General features: G+C 65.0%; 20 protein-coding genes. 11 read left to right on the top strand and 9 right to left on the bottom strand.

Going from position 1 to position 15,369, the window contains the following annotated elements; all coding sequences use genetic code 11:
* Window positions 1-102 precede the first annotated feature (102 nt).
* From K0P03_RS09925 to K0P03_RS09935, 3 genes are all read left to right on the top strand, one after another.
* Window positions 103-906, top strand: coding sequence for an ABC transporter permease (locus K0P03_RS09925; RefSeq protein ID WP_023516004.1), 804 nt, complete (start codon window positions 103-105; stop codon window positions 904-906).
* Window positions 903-1,733 (top strand): ABC transporter permease, encoded by an 831-nt coding sequence (locus K0P03_RS09930; protein WP_050743235.1) that lies wholly within the window; start codon window positions 903-905, stop codon window positions 1,731-1,733. Before K0P03_RS09925 ends, K0P03_RS09930 begins: the two co-directional genes overlap by 4 nt.
* A gap of 145 nt (window positions 1,734-1,878) precedes the next feature.
* Complete coding sequence (locus K0P03_RS09935; RefSeq protein WP_024270141.1) at window positions 1,879-2,145, top strand: usg protein; 267 nt, start codon at window positions 1,879-1,881, stop codon at window positions 2,143-2,145.
* Window positions 2,146-2,158: 13 nt separating this feature from the next.
* Here the strand turns inward: K0P03_RS09935 and K0P03_RS09940 are convergent, their stop codons facing one another.
* Window positions 2,159-2,887, bottom strand: a complete 729-nt coding sequence (locus K0P03_RS09940) for a DUF2270 domain-containing protein (protein WP_023516750.1) — start codon at window positions 2,885-2,887, stop codon at window positions 2,159-2,161.
* 131 nt (window positions 2,888-3,018) lie between these two features.
* Here K0P03_RS09940 and K0P03_RS09945 point away from each other — a divergent pair, with 131 nt between their 5' ends.
* The 3 genes from K0P03_RS09945 to K0P03_RS09955 are packed head-to-tail and all read left to right on the top strand — an operon-like array spanning window position 3,019 to window position 5,151.
* Complete coding sequence (locus K0P03_RS09945; protein ID WP_023516749.1) at window positions 3,019-3,834, top strand: methyltransferase; 816 nt, start codon at window positions 3,019-3,021, stop codon at window positions 3,832-3,834.
* 50 nt (window positions 3,835-3,884) lie between these two features.
* Window positions 3,885-4,775, top strand: coding sequence for an NAD(P)-dependent oxidoreductase (locus K0P03_RS09950; RefSeq protein ID WP_272790468.1), 891 nt, complete (start codon window positions 3,885-3,887; stop codon window positions 4,773-4,775).
* A 1-nt stretch (window position 4,776) separates the two neighbouring features.
* Window positions 4,777-5,151 carry a hypothetical protein gene (locus K0P03_RS09955; RefSeq protein ID WP_272789485.1) on the top strand — a complete coding sequence of 125 codons (375 nt, stop codon included), beginning with the start codon at window positions 4,777-4,779 and terminating at the stop codon, window positions 5,149-5,151.
* 28 nt (window positions 5,152-5,179) lie between these two features.
* On the opposite strand, the gene K0P03_RS09960 is transcribed toward K0P03_RS09955, so the two are convergent.
* The 4 genes from K0P03_RS09960 to K0P03_RS09975 form a co-directional block, all read right to left on the bottom strand.
* A complete protein-coding gene (locus K0P03_RS09960; protein ID WP_024270142.1) occupies window positions 5,180-5,668 on the bottom strand; it encodes an Lrp/AsnC family transcriptional regulator in 489 nt (162 codons plus the stop codon).
* 66 nt (window positions 5,669-5,734) lie between these two features.
* Window positions 5,735-6,373: a uracil-DNA glycosylase family protein gene (locus K0P03_RS09965; protein WP_272789486.1), complete on the bottom strand. Its 639-nt coding sequence runs from the start codon at window positions 6,371-6,373 to the stop codon at window positions 5,735-5,737.
* 93 nt (window positions 6,374-6,466) lie between these two features.
* A complete protein-coding gene (locus tag K0P03_RS09970; protein WP_023512828.1) occupies window positions 6,467-6,781 on the bottom strand; it encodes an EthD family reductase in 315 nt (104 codons plus the stop codon).
* A gap of 298 nt (window positions 6,782-7,079) precedes the next feature.
* Window positions 7,080-7,643 (bottom strand): thermonuclease family protein, encoded by a 564-nt coding sequence (locus tag K0P03_RS09975; RefSeq protein WP_023512827.1) that lies wholly within the window; start codon window positions 7,641-7,643, stop codon window positions 7,080-7,082.
* Window positions 7,644-7,912: 269 nt separating this feature from the next.
* Here K0P03_RS09975 and K0P03_RS09980 point away from each other — a divergent pair, with 269 nt between their 5' ends.
* On the top strand, window positions 7,913-9,448 hold the full coding sequence (locus tag K0P03_RS09980; RefSeq protein WP_023512826.1) for a sensor histidine kinase: 1,536 nt from the start codon (window positions 7,913-7,915) through the stop codon (window positions 9,446-9,448).
* Window positions 9,449-9,489: 41 nt separating this feature from the next.
* Here the strand turns inward: K0P03_RS09980 and K0P03_RS09985 are convergent, their stop codons facing one another.
* Window positions 9,490-9,867, bottom strand: coding sequence for a diacylglycerol kinase (locus tag K0P03_RS09985; protein WP_023512825.1), 378 nt, complete (start codon window positions 9,865-9,867; stop codon window positions 9,490-9,492).
* Between the two features lie 101 nt (window positions 9,868-9,968).
* Window positions 9,969-10,985, bottom strand: coding sequence for a nicotinate-nucleotide--dimethylbenzimidazole phosphoribosyltransferase (gene cobT, locus K0P03_RS09990; RefSeq protein ID WP_050743240.1), 1,017 nt, complete (start codon window positions 10,983-10,985; stop codon window positions 9,969-9,971).
* Window positions 10,986-11,289: 304 nt separating this feature from the next.
* On the opposite strand from cobT, the gene K0P03_RS09995 reads away from it, so the two are divergent.
* The 4 genes from K0P03_RS09995 to K0P03_RS10010 all read left to right on the top strand — a co-directional run bounded on the left by K0P03_RS09995 (window position 11,290) and on the right by K0P03_RS10010 (window position 13,606).
* A complete protein-coding gene (locus tag K0P03_RS09995; RefSeq protein WP_272789487.1) occupies window positions 11,290-12,072 on the top strand; it encodes an adenosylcobinamide-GDP ribazoletransferase in 783 nt (260 codons plus the stop codon).
* 37 nt (window positions 12,073-12,109) lie between these two features.
* Complete coding sequence (locus tag K0P03_RS10000; RefSeq protein ID WP_023513218.1) at window positions 12,110-12,331, top strand: DUF1289 domain-containing protein; 222 nt, start codon at window positions 12,110-12,112, stop codon at window positions 12,329-12,331.
* Entirely contained in the window at window positions 12,328-13,026 is a 699-nt protein-coding gene (locus K0P03_RS10005; RefSeq protein ID WP_023513217.1) for a retropepsin-like aspartic protease family protein, read from the top strand. Before K0P03_RS10000 ends, K0P03_RS10005 begins: the two co-directional genes overlap by 4 nt.
* Window positions 13,027-13,123: 97 nt before the next feature.
* Window positions 13,124-13,606 (top strand): SRPBCC domain-containing protein, encoded by a 483-nt coding sequence (locus tag K0P03_RS10010; protein ID WP_272789488.1) that lies wholly within the window; start codon window positions 13,124-13,126, stop codon window positions 13,604-13,606.
* 21 nt (window positions 13,607-13,627) lie between these two features.
* On the opposite strand, the gene K0P03_RS10015 is transcribed toward K0P03_RS10010, so the two are convergent.
* Together K0P03_RS10015 and K0P03_RS10020 are read right to left on the bottom strand one after the other, a co-directional pair.
* The gene (locus K0P03_RS10015; RefSeq protein WP_023513215.1) at window positions 13,628-14,389 is read right to left on the bottom strand and encodes an ABC transporter permease; all 762 of its coding nucleotides are present in this window, start codon (window positions 14,387-14,389) and stop codon (window positions 13,628-13,630) included.
* Window positions 14,386-15,312, bottom strand: coding sequence for an ABC transporter ATP-binding protein (locus tag K0P03_RS10020; RefSeq protein WP_272789489.1), 927 nt, complete (start codon window positions 15,310-15,312; stop codon window positions 14,386-14,388). The genes K0P03_RS10015 and K0P03_RS10020 overlap by 4 nt, the downstream gene beginning before the upstream one ends.
* Between the last annotated feature and the right edge of the window lie 57 nt (window positions 15,313-15,369).

The following is a 15,369-nucleotide window of genomic DNA, read 5'->3' on the forward strand; positions in this document are numbered from 1 at the left end:
TTGCTCTCCCGCTCCTTTTGTTTGAGAACTTGCACATAAGAAAAGACGGGTGCATCACGCGCCCGGACAACAAGCGCAAGGCGCATCGGGGGTTCTTCTGGCATGAGCGGGTTCTTCACCGCCATCGTCGAGGCGGTATCCGCATTTCTCGGGATCATCGATCCCCTCTGCGGGCCGATCGGCATCTTCACTCTTTTTGCCGGCGACACGCTGCTTGCCTGCGGCAATGCCGGATGGGGCGACGAGATCGCCTTCGGCTTCCTGGTGACGGCAAGCCTTGCTGTCGCCACCCTGCCCGTCGGCCTCGTCATGGGCTTCTTCATCGCGCTGGCAAAGCAGTCGGAAGAAAAGTCTCTGCGGATGTCGGCCAACATCTACACGACGCTCTTCCGCGGCCTGCCGGAGCTCCTGACGCTCTTCATCGTCTATTACGGCCTGCAGATCCTCGTGCAGAATCTGATGACCGCCGTCGGCTATGAGGGTGCGGTCGAGATCAACGCCTTCTTCGCCGGCATGATCGCACTCGGCGTCGTGTTCTCGGCCTATTGCTCGGAAGTGCTGCTGTCGGCCTTCAAGGCCATTCCGCGCGGCCAGTACGAGGCGGGCTACGCCCTCGGCCTGCACCATGGCCGCACCATGCGCCTCATCGTGCTGCCGCAGCTCATCCGCGTCGCCCTGCCCGGCCTCGGCAATCTCTGGATGGCGCTCCTGAAGGACACCGCGCTCGTCTCGGTCATCGGCCTGCCGGATATCCTGCGCCAGACGGGCGTCGCTGCCCGCGTGACGAAGGAAGCCTTCCAGTTCTACTCCATCGCCTGCCTGCTCTTCCTCGTCCTCGCCTTCCTCTCCTCGCTGGTCTTTTCGGCGATCGAAGGCTGGGCAAAACGTTCGGAGGTCGCCCGATGAGCGTCGTCACCACCCTCATCCCGCCGCAGGCCCCGCCGGAAGCCCCGCCGAAGCCATTCACCGCGGGCCGTTTCTTCGGCAACATCTTCATGGGCGTCTGGCTGGCGCTCACCGTCGGCGTCTTCCTGATGATCGTCAACGGCTGGGATCCCGACAAGTTCACGAAATACGGACCGAGCTACCTTTCGGGCCTTGGCGTCACGCTGCTGCTCGTCATCCTCTCCGTCGTGCTTGGCGGCCTCATTTCTCTGCCGCTCGCCTTCGCGCGCATGTCGAAGAACCCGGTCCTCTCGTGGATCGCCTACGGCTACGTCTATTTCTTCCGTGGCACGCCGCTGCTGACGCAGCTCTTCCTCGTCTATTACGGCCTCGGCAGCTTCTCCGCCGAGTTGAAGGCCTGGGGCCTCTGGTGGTTCTTCCGCGACGCCTGGAACTGCGCGCTCCTGACCTTCACGCTCAACACCGCCGCCTACCAGGCCGAAATCCTGCGCGGCGCCATCGAAAGCGTGCCGCGCGGCCAGCATGAGGGCGCCGCCGCGCTCGGCCTGCCGAAGCAGGTCGCCTTCTTCAAGGTCATCCTGCCGCAGGCGCTCATCGTCGCACTGCGCCCCTATGGCAACGAGATCATCCTGATGATCAAGGGGTCTGCCATCGTCGCCATCGTCACGGTCTTCGACCTGATGGGCGAGACCCGCCGTACCTTCTCGCGCACCTTCGACTACCAGGCCTATCTCTGGGCGGCACTGCTCTATCTCCTGATGGTGGAGCTGCTGCGCAACCTCTGGGCCTGGCTGGAAACGCGTCTGACGCGCCACCTGAAGCGGTGACGCCTTTTGGCAGCACTCACGGATGAGTGCTGCCAAATACCTGATTGCAAAGAAAAAAATCCCGATACGGGCCAAACTTAAAGAGTTCATTAACCTCGCGGGCGCTCAATCATAAGGACCATCATTCACACGCAATGAGGTCCCTATGACGAACGACATGGCAATGCAGCTCAAGGGCTACGGCATGACCACGGCCCAGATCCTCTACCGCATGCCGGATCACCCCCAGCTTCTGCAGACCTATATCTGGCAGCACTACGATCTCGCCCCGGACTTCCCGGAGATGAAGGGCTTCCTGAAATTCTGGCAGGAAAAGCTGGACGGCCCCCTCCATTCCGTCCGCTACGTTCATCGCCGGCTGATCTCGGCGACGGAATGGCGGGCGCTGAAGGGCGAATTCGTCATCAACTGAGGCCCGGCCGTGATCAGACGTGCACGGATCCGTGCGCCAGCTCCGTGTCGGACATGTCCACCTTGAGCGAGAAATACAGGATCACGGCATAGAGCAGCAGCACGAAGGCGATCACCACGCTGCCGGGTACCGGCCCGAGCGCCGCATTGGCGACCACATGCTCGAAGGCAAGCGTCATGTCCTTGCCCGCCGTCGCCGGCCGCTGCATCATCGATGACGAGATCTTGAGCGCCCAGGCGAGCAGGAGGATCAGGTAGAGCCAGCAATAGTTGCGCCGCAGCCGCCGGCAGGCCGCATCGCGGTAGCTGATCAGGAACTCCGGCTTGCGCAAGCTCTTGGCGATGGGCGCCGCCCAGTCGAGATCGAGCGCGGCGCGCGGATTGAGGATTTCGGCAAAGTAGAACCGCTCGAGCTGGCGCACCCGTGCGCGGTAGACGTCGAAGAACCGGTAACGCCGCGCCTCGATCATCAACAGCAGCGAGACGAGCAGCATCGCAAAGAGCAGAACGCCGTGATGCGAGGTGGGCGTCGACAGCGAAACGGACAACAGTGCCGCCACCACCGTGATCGCCCAGTTCGAGGTGCGGTCGATGCGGTCGCGCCAGCCGGCCATGCGCCCGAGTTCGCCACGATAGTAGTGCACCATCGTGTTGATCGTCTCCATCGGCGTTGCCGGCAGCGCCGGGCTGCCGGTCCGCCTGGTCTCGGCAGCGGGCGAAAAGGGGGGCGTATCGGCGGGCATGTCATTCCTCCCAATGGTCTTTTTGGTTTTGGGAGGAGGATCATGCGCCTCTTTCGGCGATTGATAAATGCCTATTTGCAGGTGAATGGCGCCATTGCCAAAGCCTGGCCCGGGCCGTAAGAGACGCCTCCATGACCAAGATCGACGAAGATGCGCTCGCGGAAGCCTACAACCGCGCCCTTTCGCTGGAAAAATCCGGCGATTTCGATGCTGCCGCCAAGGCCTATGCCGAAGTGCTGGCGCTCGACCCGGAAGATCACGGCGGCGCCGCGGTGCGCCTTGCCTCGATGGGCCGCGGCGACACGCCGGAAAAGGCGCCCGACGCCTATGTCACCACGCTCTTCGACCAGCATGCCGAGGTCTTCGACAACGTGCTCGTCGACCAGCTCGGCTATTGCGTGCCGCTCACCGTGCGCCAGCGTTTCCAGGCCCTTGGCATGGGCCCGTTCAAGCGCGTGCTCGACCTCGGCTGCGGCACGGGTCTGACCGGCGGCGCGCTGCGCGACATGGCGGAAGACATCACCGGCATCGACCTGTCGGAAAACATGGTCGAGATCGCCCACGACAAGGATCTCTACGAGACGCTCTATGTCGCCGAGGCCGTCGACTTCCTCGACGACAACGACGACGAGCCTTTCGACCTCATCACCGCGACGGACGTGCTGCCCTATCTCGGCGCGCTCGAACCGCTGTTCTTCGGTGTGGCCGAAAACCTCGTGCCCGGCGGCCATTTCATCTTCTCCTCCGAAACGCTGTCCGAGGAGACCTTTGCCGGCCGCCCCTTCATGGTCGGTCCGCACCAGCGTTTCGCCCACGCCGCCGCCTATGTGCGCCAGCGCCTCGAAGAGACGGGCTTCGACATCGTCGAGATCACCGACATCACGGTACGCCTTGAAGAAGGCGAGCCGATCCTCGGCCATCTCGTGCTGGCGAAATACCGCGGCTGACGAGAAACACTTTCGCAAAAACCGATGATCCGCTACACCTCCTGCCAACGATTGCAGGAGGTTACAGCATGGCAAAGGTTGCATTCATCGGTCTCGGCGTCATGGGCTATCCCATGGCTGGGCACCTCAAGGTCAAGGGCGGCCATGAGGTCGCGGTCTACAACCGCACCTTCGCCAAGGCGGAAAAATGGGCGGCCGAATTCGGCGGCAAGGCGTTTCGCACGCCGGCGGAAGCGGCTGCCGATGCCGACTTCGTCTTCACCTGCGTCGGCAATGACGACGACCTGCGTTCCGTCACCATCGCCGAAGACGGGGTTTTCGACGGCATGAAGCCCGGCGCCATCCTCATCGACAACACCACCGCCTCCGCGGAAGTCGCGCGCGAACTCGACGCCGCCGCGCGCCAAAAGGGTTTTGCCTTCGTCGACGCCCCCGTCTCCGGCGGCCAGGCCGGCGCGGAAAACGGCGTCCTGACCGTCATGTGCGGCGGCGAGAAGGATATCTTCGACAAGGCACGACCGATCATCGACGCCTATGCGCGCATGGTCGGCCTGATGGGCCCGGCCGGCGCCGGCCAGCTTGCCAAGATGGTCAACCAGATCTGCGTTGCCGGCGTCGTGCAGGGGCTCGCCGAGGGCATCCATTTCGGCAAGAAGGCCGGACTCGACATGGAGGCGGTCATCGAGGTCATTTCCAAGGGCGCGGCCGGTTCCTGGCAGATGGACAACCGCCACAAGACGATGATCGCCGGTAAATACGACCTCGGCTTCGCCATCGACTGGATGCGCAAAGACCTCGGCATCGTGTTGTCGGAAGCCCGCCTCAACGGCGCGAAACTGCCCGTCACCGCGCTGATCGACCAGTTCTACGGCGACGTGCAGGACATGGGTGGCAACCGCTGGGACACGTCCTCGCTGCTCGCGCGCCTTGAGAGGAAGTAAGGTGGCGCTCCGCCGCGCCCTCTTCGCCCTCACCGCCGGAGCCGTGCTTGCCGCTCCGGCACAGGCGGACGATGCCGGCCGGCTGGCGCTCGCCACCGCCCTCAACGGCAAGATCGCCCGATGCTGGTCGGTGCCGGCGGACCTGCCGGGCCATGTGCAGACGGTCCGCGTGACTTTCTCGTTGACGGGGGCAGGCGAACTCATCGGCTCGCCGGCAATCGACGGCCCGATCGGCGGCGATGCGGCGACGAAGGGTTTTGCCGCCAGCGCGGTGCGGGCGGTCGTGCGCTGCGCACCCTTTGCGGGGCTGGCGGAGCTTGCGCCCTACGATGCCTGGAAAACGGTCGTCGTGACCTTCAGGCGGCCGGATCTGTGAAAACCCGGCCGCAGCAGCGCAAGGCCGCCTATTCCTCGCCGCTCTTCTGGTTGTCCACCATCATGTAGTCGAGCGGCAGCTCGGTCGTGTACTTGATCTGCTCCATCGCGAAGGCCGAGGAGACGTCGCGGATCTCGATGCGCGCGATCATGCGCTTGTAGAAGGCGTCGTAGGCGGCAATGTCGGGCACGACGACGCGCAGCAGGTAGTCGACCTCGCCGCTCATGCGGTAGAATTCCACCACTTCGGGGAATTCGACGATCACCTCGGAAAAGCGCTTCAGCCATTCCGTCGAATGGGCGTTGGTGCGGATCGACACGAAGACCGTGACCTTGGTGTTGATCTTGACCGGATCGAGCAGCGCGACGCGCTTGCGGATCACGCCGTCCTCTTCCATCTTCTGGATGCGCCGCCAGCAGGGCGTGGTCGAGAGCCCCACCTTCTTGGCGAGATCAGCCACGGCGAGCGTGGAATCTTCCTGCAAGAGGCGCAGGATTTTGCGGTCCAGACGGTCCATTGATTTCCCCTACGAAATTTAATTCCCTCATATACCGCGATGGCGACAAATTGAAAGAATTGCATTTCACTCCGTAAGGGTTTTCACCCGCTTTCGCAACTCGGGTAGAATTTCCGCCTCAAACCATGGGTTGCGCTTCAGCCAGCCGGTGTTGCGCCAGCTCGGATGCGGCAACGGCAGCACGGAAGGCCCCTCGTTGCGGTGAAGGTGCCGGCGCCAGTCGCGCACCGTCTCGGTCATGCTGGCGGCCTTCGTCGCACCCAGATGCCAGGCTTGCGCATATTGCCCGATCCCCAGCACCAGCTCGATCTGCGGCATGGCGGCAATCACCCGGACGCGCCACAGCGGCGCGCATTCGCGGCGCGGCGGCAGATCGCTGCCATGGGCGTCATAGCCGGGAAAACAGAAGCCCATCGGCACGATGGCGAAGTTCCGCGGATCGTAGAACCCGTCGCGCGTGACGCCGAGCCAGTCGCGCAGCCGGTCGCCGGAAGCGTCGTTGAACGGCAGGCCGCTCTCATGCACCCGAAGCCCCGGTGCCTGGCCGGCGATCAGGATGCGCGCGCTGTCGGAGAGGACGGCGACGGGCCGCGGCTCGTGCGGAAGCCGGTCTGCCGGTCCCTTCGCCGGCGTGTCGCGACAGACCCGACAGGCCGCGATCGCCGCGCGAAGGGCGGCGATCTCTTCGGTCCCTGTCTCGTCCATCGACCGCCCCTCCTTGAGCCTTCCCGCAATGGATCAGATCGACCGGCACGACGCCGGTCCCGGAAAATTCAACGCGACGCCTACGCTGAAGCCCTACCCTTCAACGACTTCGCTGATCTGCACGACGGGGGCGATGTCCGTATAGTTGGCAACGTCCGCGGCGATCTCCGTGCGGTGGGGACCCAATGCCTCCTGGAATGTCGCCAGATCCGGCGAGTAGACATGGCACGCCGCGACGAACCCCGGCGCGCTTCCAGGTTCGCGACCCGCAAGGCCCCTGTCGATCTCGTAGCGCAGGCAGGCATCGCCGAGCCGTTCCCGGAGCAGCGGCATATGGCGGGTGCGGTAGTAGTCGTGATCGAACTTCGAACCGCCATCGGCGGGATAGTAGACACTCATCTTGATCATGGTGGGCTCCTGCCTGAACGCCTTTCCGAGCGTCGGAGGGGCCTTTCTAGCGCACCGACCCGCAAAGCGCATCCAGATTTTGGCTGGAGCGGTTTGACGGGAGAAAAGCAGTTTTCGCCGTGCATTTTGAAGCGGTTGCAGCAGGTCGCATACGGGCCAGCCATCAACCCGAGGCACACCGCGCGGCTTGCTCGGTAGCGGCGCTTCGATCACCTGGCACTCGAAATCCGTCGATCCGCAGCTCCCTTCAGGAAGCCTGACCAGAACAGCGACCGCCAGCAGTCAATGAGTGCGCGACCTAAAGCCCGAACGCCCCCAGAATGCCGCCGAGCATACCCGGCTCCGCATCATGCGCATCCTCCTGCGGCCGGCCGTTCGTCTTGCGCCATAGCTGCGGCATGTCGAAATCGGCACCCCACAGCCCCTTGCGCTCGGCTCGCGCGAACTGCTCCTCGTCCTCATAGCCGCCATAGGCGACCGCCAGCCCCTCGCGCACCATGCGCGCTCCGAGATCGCCCGCCGGGTTCTCGCAGCGCGCCAGCCAGCGATCGTACTTGTCCGTGCCCTGCGTGCGGCAGGTGATGGGCCCGGCCCGCAGGAACTCCGCAAGCCGCGAGCGCGCGGCGACGCCGCAGCGCCAGTCCGCGCCGTCGCGCCGGCAGATCTGCGTCAGCTCCGGCGTGTCCATGCCGACGAGCCGGATGCGGTGGCCGTCGAGCGTCAGCGTATCACCGTCCGCCGCCCGCGCCGCACCGGTGAAGGTCTCGCCGCCCCCGCCGCCGACGCGCGCCACGATCAACGCCGTCAGCGCGAGGATCGCCATCGCCACACCGACATCGCGCGCCCGCCTGGAAAGCCCCATGGAGTCCCGTCCTTGCCCCGGCAGTTCCAGCAGAGCCGCGCGGGCGCCTGCAGGCGGAACTGCGTAAAATGAAAGAGATAGGGTGTTTTCGCGATTCGGAGAAAGGCGGAAATACCCCAGCGTCATGCCGCTACGTCACGATGGTGGCGCGCTGCCGGCAGGTTGTTCCGGAAAATGCCGGAATGGTTCGCAAATGGTTTATGCGCGGCAGCATCTTCTTAAGGATTCCCCCCTAGACTTCAATCCTGTCCGCAACAGTTGCAATCGTGATGAGTACCGGCGTCAGTACCTCGACCGACAAGATCATCGTCGACAAGTCGCGCAGCCATCGAAACAAGGCTGTCTCGCGGACCGTTCGCGCGACCCGGGAACGCCTGCAGACCGCCACCGGCATCGCGCCCGGCTTCGAGCGCGAGATGTTGCAGCTGCACATCGCCTCGGCCGCCCAGAATGCGCTCGCCGTACCCGTCGTGGTCGTGCTGATTGCCGCCGTCGGCGTCTATCTCACGCAGGAGATCGGCCTTCTCGCCTGGGCGATCCTTGCGCTCAGCGTGCATGCACTCGGCATGATCGTCGCCCGCCGGGCGCACAAGCAGGAAATCACCGCCGACAACACCCGCCGCTGGCAGCGCATCTTCCTCGCCGCGCAGGTCGCGATGGGCCTCGCCTGGGCTGCCTTCTCCCTGCAGACCTGCGGCCCCTGCGGCAACGCCACCTTCGATTTCTACAAGGGCTCCGCCCTGCTCGTCGCGCTCGCCGTCACGGCCATCAGCACGCTGATGCTGCGCCATGCCGTGCTCTATGCCTTCCTGCCCACGGTCGTCGCGCTCTCCATCTCCGCCCTGCTGCGCCCCAATCCGGCGACGTTCGGCATGGTGACGATCATCTCCGCCGCGCTGATCTTCCTCATCTTCATGACGAACCGCCTGCGCCACACCAGCGCGCAGCTGCTCTCCTCCCAATCGGAAAAGGACGACCTGATCGCCGAACTGGAAGTGGCCAAGTCCATGTCGGACGAGGCCCGCCGGCGCGCCGAAGAGGCAAATCTCGCCAAATCCCGCTTCCTCGCCTCCATGTCCCACGAGCTGCGCACGCCGCTCAACGCCATCCTCGGCTTTTCCGAGGTGATGTCGACGGAGGTGCTCGGGCCGCTCAACAACCCCGTCTACAAGGAATACACCTCCGATATTCACCGCTCCGGCCAGCACCTGCTCAACCTCATCAACGAGATTCTCGATCTTTCGCGCATCGAGGCGGGCAAGTACGACCTGTCGGAGGACAGCGTGCATCTCGTCGATATCGCCGAAGATTGCATCGGCATGGTGCAGCTGCGGGCGCGGGCGAAGAACATCACCATTTCCGAGCAGGTCGAAGGCGACATGCCGGCCGTCTGGGCAGACGAGAAGGCACTGCGCCAGGTCGTCCTGAACCTCCTGTCGAATGCCGTGAAATTCACGCCCCAGGGCGGCGAGATCTTCGTCAAGGCCGGCTGGACCGCCGGCGGCGGACAGTACATCTCGATCCGCGACAACGGCCCCGGCATCCCGGAGGAGGAAATCCCCGTCGTGCTCTCCGCCTTCGGCCAGGGCTCCATCGCCATCAAGAGCGCCGAGCAAGGCACCGGCCTCGGCCTGCCGATCGTCCAGGCGATCCTCGCCAAGCACAATGGCGAGTTCATCCTGAAATCCAAGCTGCGCGAAGGCACCGAGGCCATCGCCATCCTGCCGGCCAAGCGTGTGCTGCAAAGCCTGCCCGCCGTCACCGAGACCCAGGCCGTCGCGCCGCGCAGGAAAAGTTTTGCCTGAAACGTTTGCCGTCCGGGTCCTCGGGTCGGGCCCGAAACCGTTCAGATGAACTTCGACGCCACCACATAGCCGGCATAGACGGCGTTGGCGATGATCAGGCAGAAGACGGCGAAGGAACCGAGGTCCTTCGAGTGCTTGCCCATCTCGGAAATCTCCGGCGAGACACGGTCGACGATCTCCTCGATCGCCGTGTTGAGCGCCTCGAAGGCGATCATCAGGAGGAAGAGGATCGCCATGGCGACATACTGGAAGAAGGATGCGCCGACGAGGGTGAAGAGCACCATGGCGACGCCGAAGGCGATCAGCTCGTGGCGGAAGGCGGATTCGCCGAGCAGGCGGCGCGCGCCGGCGGCTGAATAGGTCGCTGCCGCAAACAGGTGGCTGATGCCCGTCTTCTTCTCGATTGGTCCCTGACCCATTCCCGCAATCCCGTTTTCGCCGCTCTCATGAAACACGCCCGCATGACGGGCGTGTTTCGCGCTCTCAATCCATGCCATTGAGGCTTTTTGCCGGCCGCTCGTTAGGTGCGGTTGCTGACGCCCGCCTGAACGAAGGTCGCCATGCCGGAATGGCAGGCCGCCGCCGCCTTGACGATGCCGGCGGCAAGCGCCGCCCCCGTGCCCTCGCCGAGCCGCATGCCGAGCGCGAGCAGTGGCGTCTTGCCGAGCTTCTCGATCGATTTGAGGTGCCCCGGTTCGGCCGAGACATGGCCGATCAGGCAGTGGTCGAGTGCGGCCGGATTGGCCGCGCGCAGGATAGCGCCCGCCGCCGTCGCCACATAGCCGTCGAGGATGACGGGAATCTTCTGCATGCGGGCAGCGAGGATCGCGCCGGCCATGGCGGCGATCTCGCGGCCGCCGAGGCGGCGCAGCACCTCCAGCGGATCGGAAAGATGCGCCCGGTGCAGCTCGACGGCCTTCTTCACCGCCGCCACCTTGCGCTGAAGGACCTCGCCTTCCGAGCCGGTGCCGGGCCCGACCCATTCCTCCGCCGTGCCGCCATAGAGCGCCAGGTTGATCGCCGCGGCGATCGTCGTATTGCCGATGCCCATCTCGCCGATGCACAGGAGATCCGTGCCGCCGGCAACCGCCTCCATGCCGAAGGCCATGGTGGCCGCGCAATCGCGCTCGGACAGTGCCGCCTCCTGCGTGATGTCGGCGGTCGGATAGTCGAGCGCCAGGTCGAAGACTTTCAGGCCGAGATCGTGCGTCACGCAGATCTGGTTGATCGCCGCGCCGCCGGCCGCAAAATTCTCCACCATCTGCGCGGTGACGGAGGACGGATAGGGCGTGATGCCCTGCTGGGTGACGCCGTGGTTGCCGGCGAAGATGGCGACCAGCGGCCGCGTCACGGCCGGCGGCCGGCCGGTCCAGGCGGCGAGCCAGAAGGCGATCTCCTCCAGCCGGCCAAGCGCGCCCGGCGGTTTGGTGAGCTGCTTGTCGCGTTCGCGCGCCGCCACCAGCGCAGCCGAATCGGGGCCGGGCAGGTTGCGCAGCAATTCACGAAAATCATCGAACGGCAGGCCGCTGGCACTCATCTTGGGGAATTCCTTAAGTTTCGGCTTTCAAAGGCGTGTGTTTGGTGTCTCCTAATAGAGGCAGGGCGCGAATCCGACAACCGCATTTGCGGCGGCCTTCGTCGCCCTTTCGTCACAGGGCAATCGGGTAGGATGGCGCGGTTTGCAAAAAGCCCCTCACCTGCCTGCCGGCATCCGCTCCCCGCAAGCGGGGCGAGGAAGGAAAACCTCACCGTTTTCCCCTTCTCCCTGCTTGCGGGGAGAAGGTCCGGCAGGGGGATGAGGGGTGCGTCACAAGCCGAACCGCCTTCGGAAAGGACCAGACTTGGCCATTCAGGACTATATCGACGACACCGCACGCTCGGTCGCCTTCCTCTCGCGGGTGCCGGTGCCGCAGCGTCATTTCATCGGCCATGACGGACGGTTGTCGCGCGCTGTACGCGCCTTCCCGCTGGCCGGCGTGCTGATCGTGCTGCCCGCTGCCGCCCTCGCCGCACTGCTGTCTGCGCTCTCCGCACCGCCGCTGCTCATCGCCTTCGCCACGCTCGCCGTACAGGCCCTCCTCACCGGCGCCCTGCACGAGGACGGGCTTTCCGACAGCGCCGACGGCATCGGCGGCGGGCGGGACCGGGAGAGCGCGCTCGCCATTATGAAGGACAGCCGCATCGGCTCCTACGGCGCGGTCGCGCTCATCCTCTCCTTCGGGCTGCGGGCCGCGGCCATCGCGGCCCTTGCCGCCGTCCTCACACCGTCCGGGCTCGGCATGGTGCTGCTCGCCGCCGCCGCCGCCAGCCGCACCGCGATGGTCTGGCACTGGTCGCTGCTGCCGCCCGCCCGGCGCGACGGTGTCGCAGCCTCGGTCGGCGAGCCGGACAGCGGCGCGACGATCGTCGCACTCGCAAGCGGCATCCTCCTTGCCGCCGCGCTCCTGCTGCCGCATGGCAGCGTGCTGTCCTTCGTGCTCGCACTCCTCCTCGCCGTGGTCGCCGTCCTCGCCTTCAACCGTGCCGCGCTCGGCAAGATCGGCGGCCATACGGGCGATACGATCGGCGCCACGCAGCAGCTCGCGGAAATGTCAGTGCTCTTCGCCCTTGCCTTGACGCTCTGAGCTGCCGATATAGGAAAAACAATTTTCGGGAGCCGCGATGGAATCGCCCTGTATCCTCGTCTGTTCGATCGACATGGTGACCGGCTACTGCTTCGGTTGCGGTCGCACGCGCGATGAAATCGGCGCCTGGACGCTCTATTCGTCAGACCAGCGCCGCGCCATCATGGCCGAGCTACCCGCTCGCCTTGCCACCGTCGAACGCAAACCGCGGCGCGAGACCCGCCGCACCCGCATGGCCCGGGAGCGCGGCGAAGCATGAGGCTGTACATCCTTCTCGGCATCCTCGCCATCGGCCTCGGCGCCCTGATCCTCAACCATGACAGCGGCCGCACCATGGGCATGGACAACAACGATTTCGGCCGTCTCGTCACGCTGTCGGCGATCGCCACCATGATGGCGGCCGGCGTGCTCGCCGGGCGACGGCAATGGGGCGAAAGCATACGCCAGGCCGGAATCTGGCTGGTGATCATCCTCGTGCTCGCCACCGGCTATCTCTATCGCTTCGACCTGCAGGAGGTCGGCAACCGCCTGACCGCCGGCCTCATTCCCGGCCGCGCCGTGGTGACGACCAGCGCCAGCGGCGAACAGATCCTCGTCATCCACAAGGGCGTGTCCGGCCACTACGAGGCCGAGGTAACGATCGACGGCACGCCGCTGCGCATGCTGGTCGATACCGGCGCCAGCTCCGTCGTGCTGTCCTACGAGGACGCCATGCGCCTCGGCATCAACCCGGACAACCTCGTCTTCTCCATCGACGTGTCCACCGCCAACGGCCGGGCGCTCGCCGCTCCCGTCACGCTGCGCCAGGTTGCCATCGGCCCCATCCTGCGCGGCACCATCCGCGGCATGGTCACCGAACAGGGCCGGCTGGAACAGAGCCTGCTCGGCATGAGCTTCCTCGAAACGCTCGGCTCGATAGAGATCACGCGCGACGAATTGCGGCTGAAGGATTGAGGCAGCGCGCCCGCCCGTTGCAGGCGCTCGCAGAGAAAGCCGCTATTCGCATATACGGGTCGCGGCGGCACGCGAACGACACGGAAAAGGAGACGGCATGAGCCCGAAACCCACCGGCCACGTTCTTGGCAATGACCTCGTTCTCACGCGGACGTTCCGCGCGCCCATCCACGATGTCTGGGCGAGCGTGACGAAATCGGAGCGCACCGCCCTCTGGTTCGGCCGCTGGGAAGGCGACGCCGGCCCCGGCAAGACCGTGCGGCTGCAACTCACCCACGAGAAGGACCAGCCGTGGTCGGATGTCGTGATCGAAGAATGCGAAGCGCCGCACCGGCTGGTCGTCGCCATGAAGGATGACTACGGCGACTGGCGCATCGCGCTGACATTGACGCAGACGGACGACGACACGACCGAGCTGCGTTTCGTGCAGCCGCTCAGCGACCGGAAGCTTGCCGGCGATGTCGGGCCGGGCTGGGAGTATTACCTCGACATGCTGGTCGCATCGCGCGAGGGCAAGGCGCTGCCGTCCTTTGCGGACTACTACCCGTCGCAGAAGGCCTACTATCTCGACGGCGCGTGACCGCCCGGCGCCCCGGCAGACTCAGTTCTTCAGCTTGTACCCCGTCTTGAAGATCCAGGCGGTGATCGAAAGGCATACCGCCAGGAAGCCCAGCACCGTCACGAGGCTGACGATGGGGTTGACGTCGGCGATCTCGTAGAAGCTCCAGCGGAAGCCGGAGACGAGGTAGAGCACCGGGTTGAAATGGCTCACCGCCTGCCAGAAGGGCGGCAGCATGTCGATCGAATAGAAGCTGCCACCGAGGAAGACGAGCGGCGGGATGATCAGCATGGGGAAGAGGTTGAGCTGCTCGAAGTCCTTCGCCCAGATGCCGATCATGAAGCCGAACAGGCTGAAGCTGACGGCCGTCAGCACGAAGAACAGCACCATCATGAACGGGTGCTTGATCGAGATGTCGACGAAGAGCGAAGCCGTGACGAGAATGATCGTGCCGACGATCAGTCCCTTGGTGGCCGCCGCGCCGACATAGCCGATGACGATCTCGATCATCGAGATGGGTGAGGACAGGATCTCGTAGATCGTGCCGGTGAATTTCGGGAAATAGATGCCGAAGGAGCCGTTGCCGATGCACTGGTTGAGCAGCGTCAGCATAATGAGGCCGGGCGCGATGAAGGCGCCGTAGGAAACGCCCTGCACCTCCTGCATGCGCGAGCCGATCGCCGCGCCGAAGACGATAAAATAGAGCGAGGTGGTGATGACCGGCGACACGATGCTCTGCAGCAGCGTGCGGCGCGTGCGCGCCATCTCGAATGCGTAGATCGACTTGATCGCCTCGATGTTCATCGGCCCTCTCCCACCAGTTCCACGAAAATGTCTTCCAGCGAACTCTGCTCGGTGGAGATGTCCCTGACCCGAAGCCCCGCCTGCGACAGCGCGGAGAGGAGCGAGGATATGCCGGTGCGCTCACCGGAACTGTCGAACTCGTAGACCAGCCGCTCGCCGCCCTCGGCAAGCGTCAGTCCGTAGGACGACAGCGTATCGGGCACGGCCGCAAGCGGCTCGGCGAGTTCCACCGTCATCTGCTTGCGTCCGAGTTTCGCCATCAGCGCCTTCTTGTCCTCGACCAGCAGGATCTGGCCTTGGTTGATGACGCCGATGCGGTCCGCGATCTCCTCGGCCTCCTCGATATAGTGCGTCGTCAGGATGATGGTGACGCCGGAGGCGCGCAGGCGCTCGACGAGCTGCCACATGTCCTTGCGCAGCGAAACGTCGACCCCCGCCGTCGGTTCGTCGAGGAACAGCACCTTCGGCTCGTAGGAGAGCGCCTTGGCGATCAGGACGCGCCGCCGCATGCCGCCCGAGAGGTGGCGCAGCACCGTGTCCTTCTTGTCGTAGAGCGAGAGGTCGCGCAGGATGCGCTCGATGAGCGCCGGGTTCGGCGAACAGCCGTGCAGACCGCGCGAGAAGGCGACCGTGTTCCACACCGTCTCGAAGGCATCGAGCGTCAGCTCCTGCGGCACGAGGCCGATGATCGCGCGGGTCTTGCGATAGTCCGTGAGGATGTCGCTGCCGGCGACCGTCACCGAGCCGCCCGACGGCGTGACGATGCCGCAGATGATCGAGATCATCGTCGTCTTGCCCGCGCCGTTCGGCCCGAGCAGCGCCAGGATCTCGCCCTCCTCGATGTCGAGGTCGACGCCCTTCAGCGCCTGGAACCCCGATGCGTAGCTCTTGGTGAGATTGCGGATGGAAACGATGGGCGCCATGGGAGGGTCCGGAGAGAGGGATTTCATGCGGAAGGACACCCTATATGGCGTGCCCCT

It is taken from the genome of Shinella sp. HY16 (assembly GCF_028534175.1).
Lineage (GTDB): Bacteria > Pseudomonadota > Alphaproteobacteria > Rhizobiales > Rhizobiaceae > Shinella.

Bases quoted from the DNA above. Each gene is read 5' to 3' on its own strand.
- K0P03_RS10020 (WP_272789489.1), bottom strand. From the start codon at position 15,312: ATGGCGCCCATCGTTTCCATCCGCAATCTCACCAAGAGCTACGCATCG.
- K0P03_RS10005 (WP_023513217.1), top strand. From the start codon at position 12,328: ATGAGGCTGTACATCCTTCTCGGCATCCTCGCCATCGGCCTCGGCGCC.
- K0P03_RS09960 (WP_024270142.1), bottom strand. From the start codon at position 5,668: ATGGACCGTCTGGACCGCAAAATCCTGCGCCTCTTGCAGGAAGATTCC.
- cobT (WP_050743240.1), bottom strand. From the start codon at position 10,985: ATGAGTGCCAGCGGCCTGCCGTTCGATGATTTTCGTGAATTGCTGCGC.
- K0P03_RS09925 (WP_023516004.1), top strand. From the start codon at position 103: ATGAGCGGGTTCTTCACCGCCATCGTCGAGGCGGTATCCGCATTTCTC.
- K0P03_RS09935 (WP_024270141.1), top strand. From the start codon at position 1,879: ATGACGAACGACATGGCAATGCAGCTCAAGGGCTACGGCATGACCACG.
- K0P03_RS10010 (WP_272789488.1), top strand. From the start codon at position 13,124: ATGAGCCCGAAACCCACCGGCCACGTTCTTGGCAATGACCTCGTTCTC.
- K0P03_RS09970 (WP_023512828.1), bottom strand. From the start codon at position 6,781: ATGATCAAGATGAGTGTCTACTATCCCGCCGATGGCGGTTCGAAGTTC.
- K0P03_RS09980 (WP_023512826.1), top strand. From the start codon at position 7,913: ATGAGTACCGGCGTCAGTACCTCGACCGACAAGATCATCGTCGACAAG.
- K0P03_RS09945 (WP_023516749.1), top strand. From the start codon at position 3,019: ATGACCAAGATCGACGAAGATGCGCTCGCGGAAGCCTACAACCGCGCC.
- K0P03_RS09940 (WP_023516750.1), bottom strand. From the start codon at position 2,887: ATGCCCGCCGATACGCCCCCCTTTTCGCCCGCTGCCGAGACCAGGCGG.
- K0P03_RS10000 (WP_023513218.1), top strand. From the start codon at position 12,110: ATGGAATCGCCCTGTATCCTCGTCTGTTCGATCGACATGGTGACCGGC.
- K0P03_RS10015 (WP_023513215.1), bottom strand. From the start codon at position 14,389: ATGAACATCGAGGCGATCAAGTCGATCTACGCATTCGAGATGGCGCGC.
- K0P03_RS09965 (WP_272789486.1), bottom strand. From the start codon at position 6,373: ATGGACGAGACAGGGACCGAAGAGATCGCCGCCCTTCGCGCGGCGATC.
- K0P03_RS09975 (WP_023512827.1), bottom strand. From the start codon at position 7,643: ATGGGGCTTTCCAGGCGGGCGCGCGATGTCGGTGTGGCGATGGCGATC.
- K0P03_RS09930 (WP_050743235.1), top strand. From the start codon at position 903: ATGAGCGTCGTCACCACCCTCATCCCGCCGCAGGCCCCGCCGGAAGCC.
- K0P03_RS09985 (WP_023512825.1), bottom strand. From the start codon at position 9,867: ATGGGTCAGGGACCAATCGAGAAGAAGACGGGCATCAGCCACCTGTTT.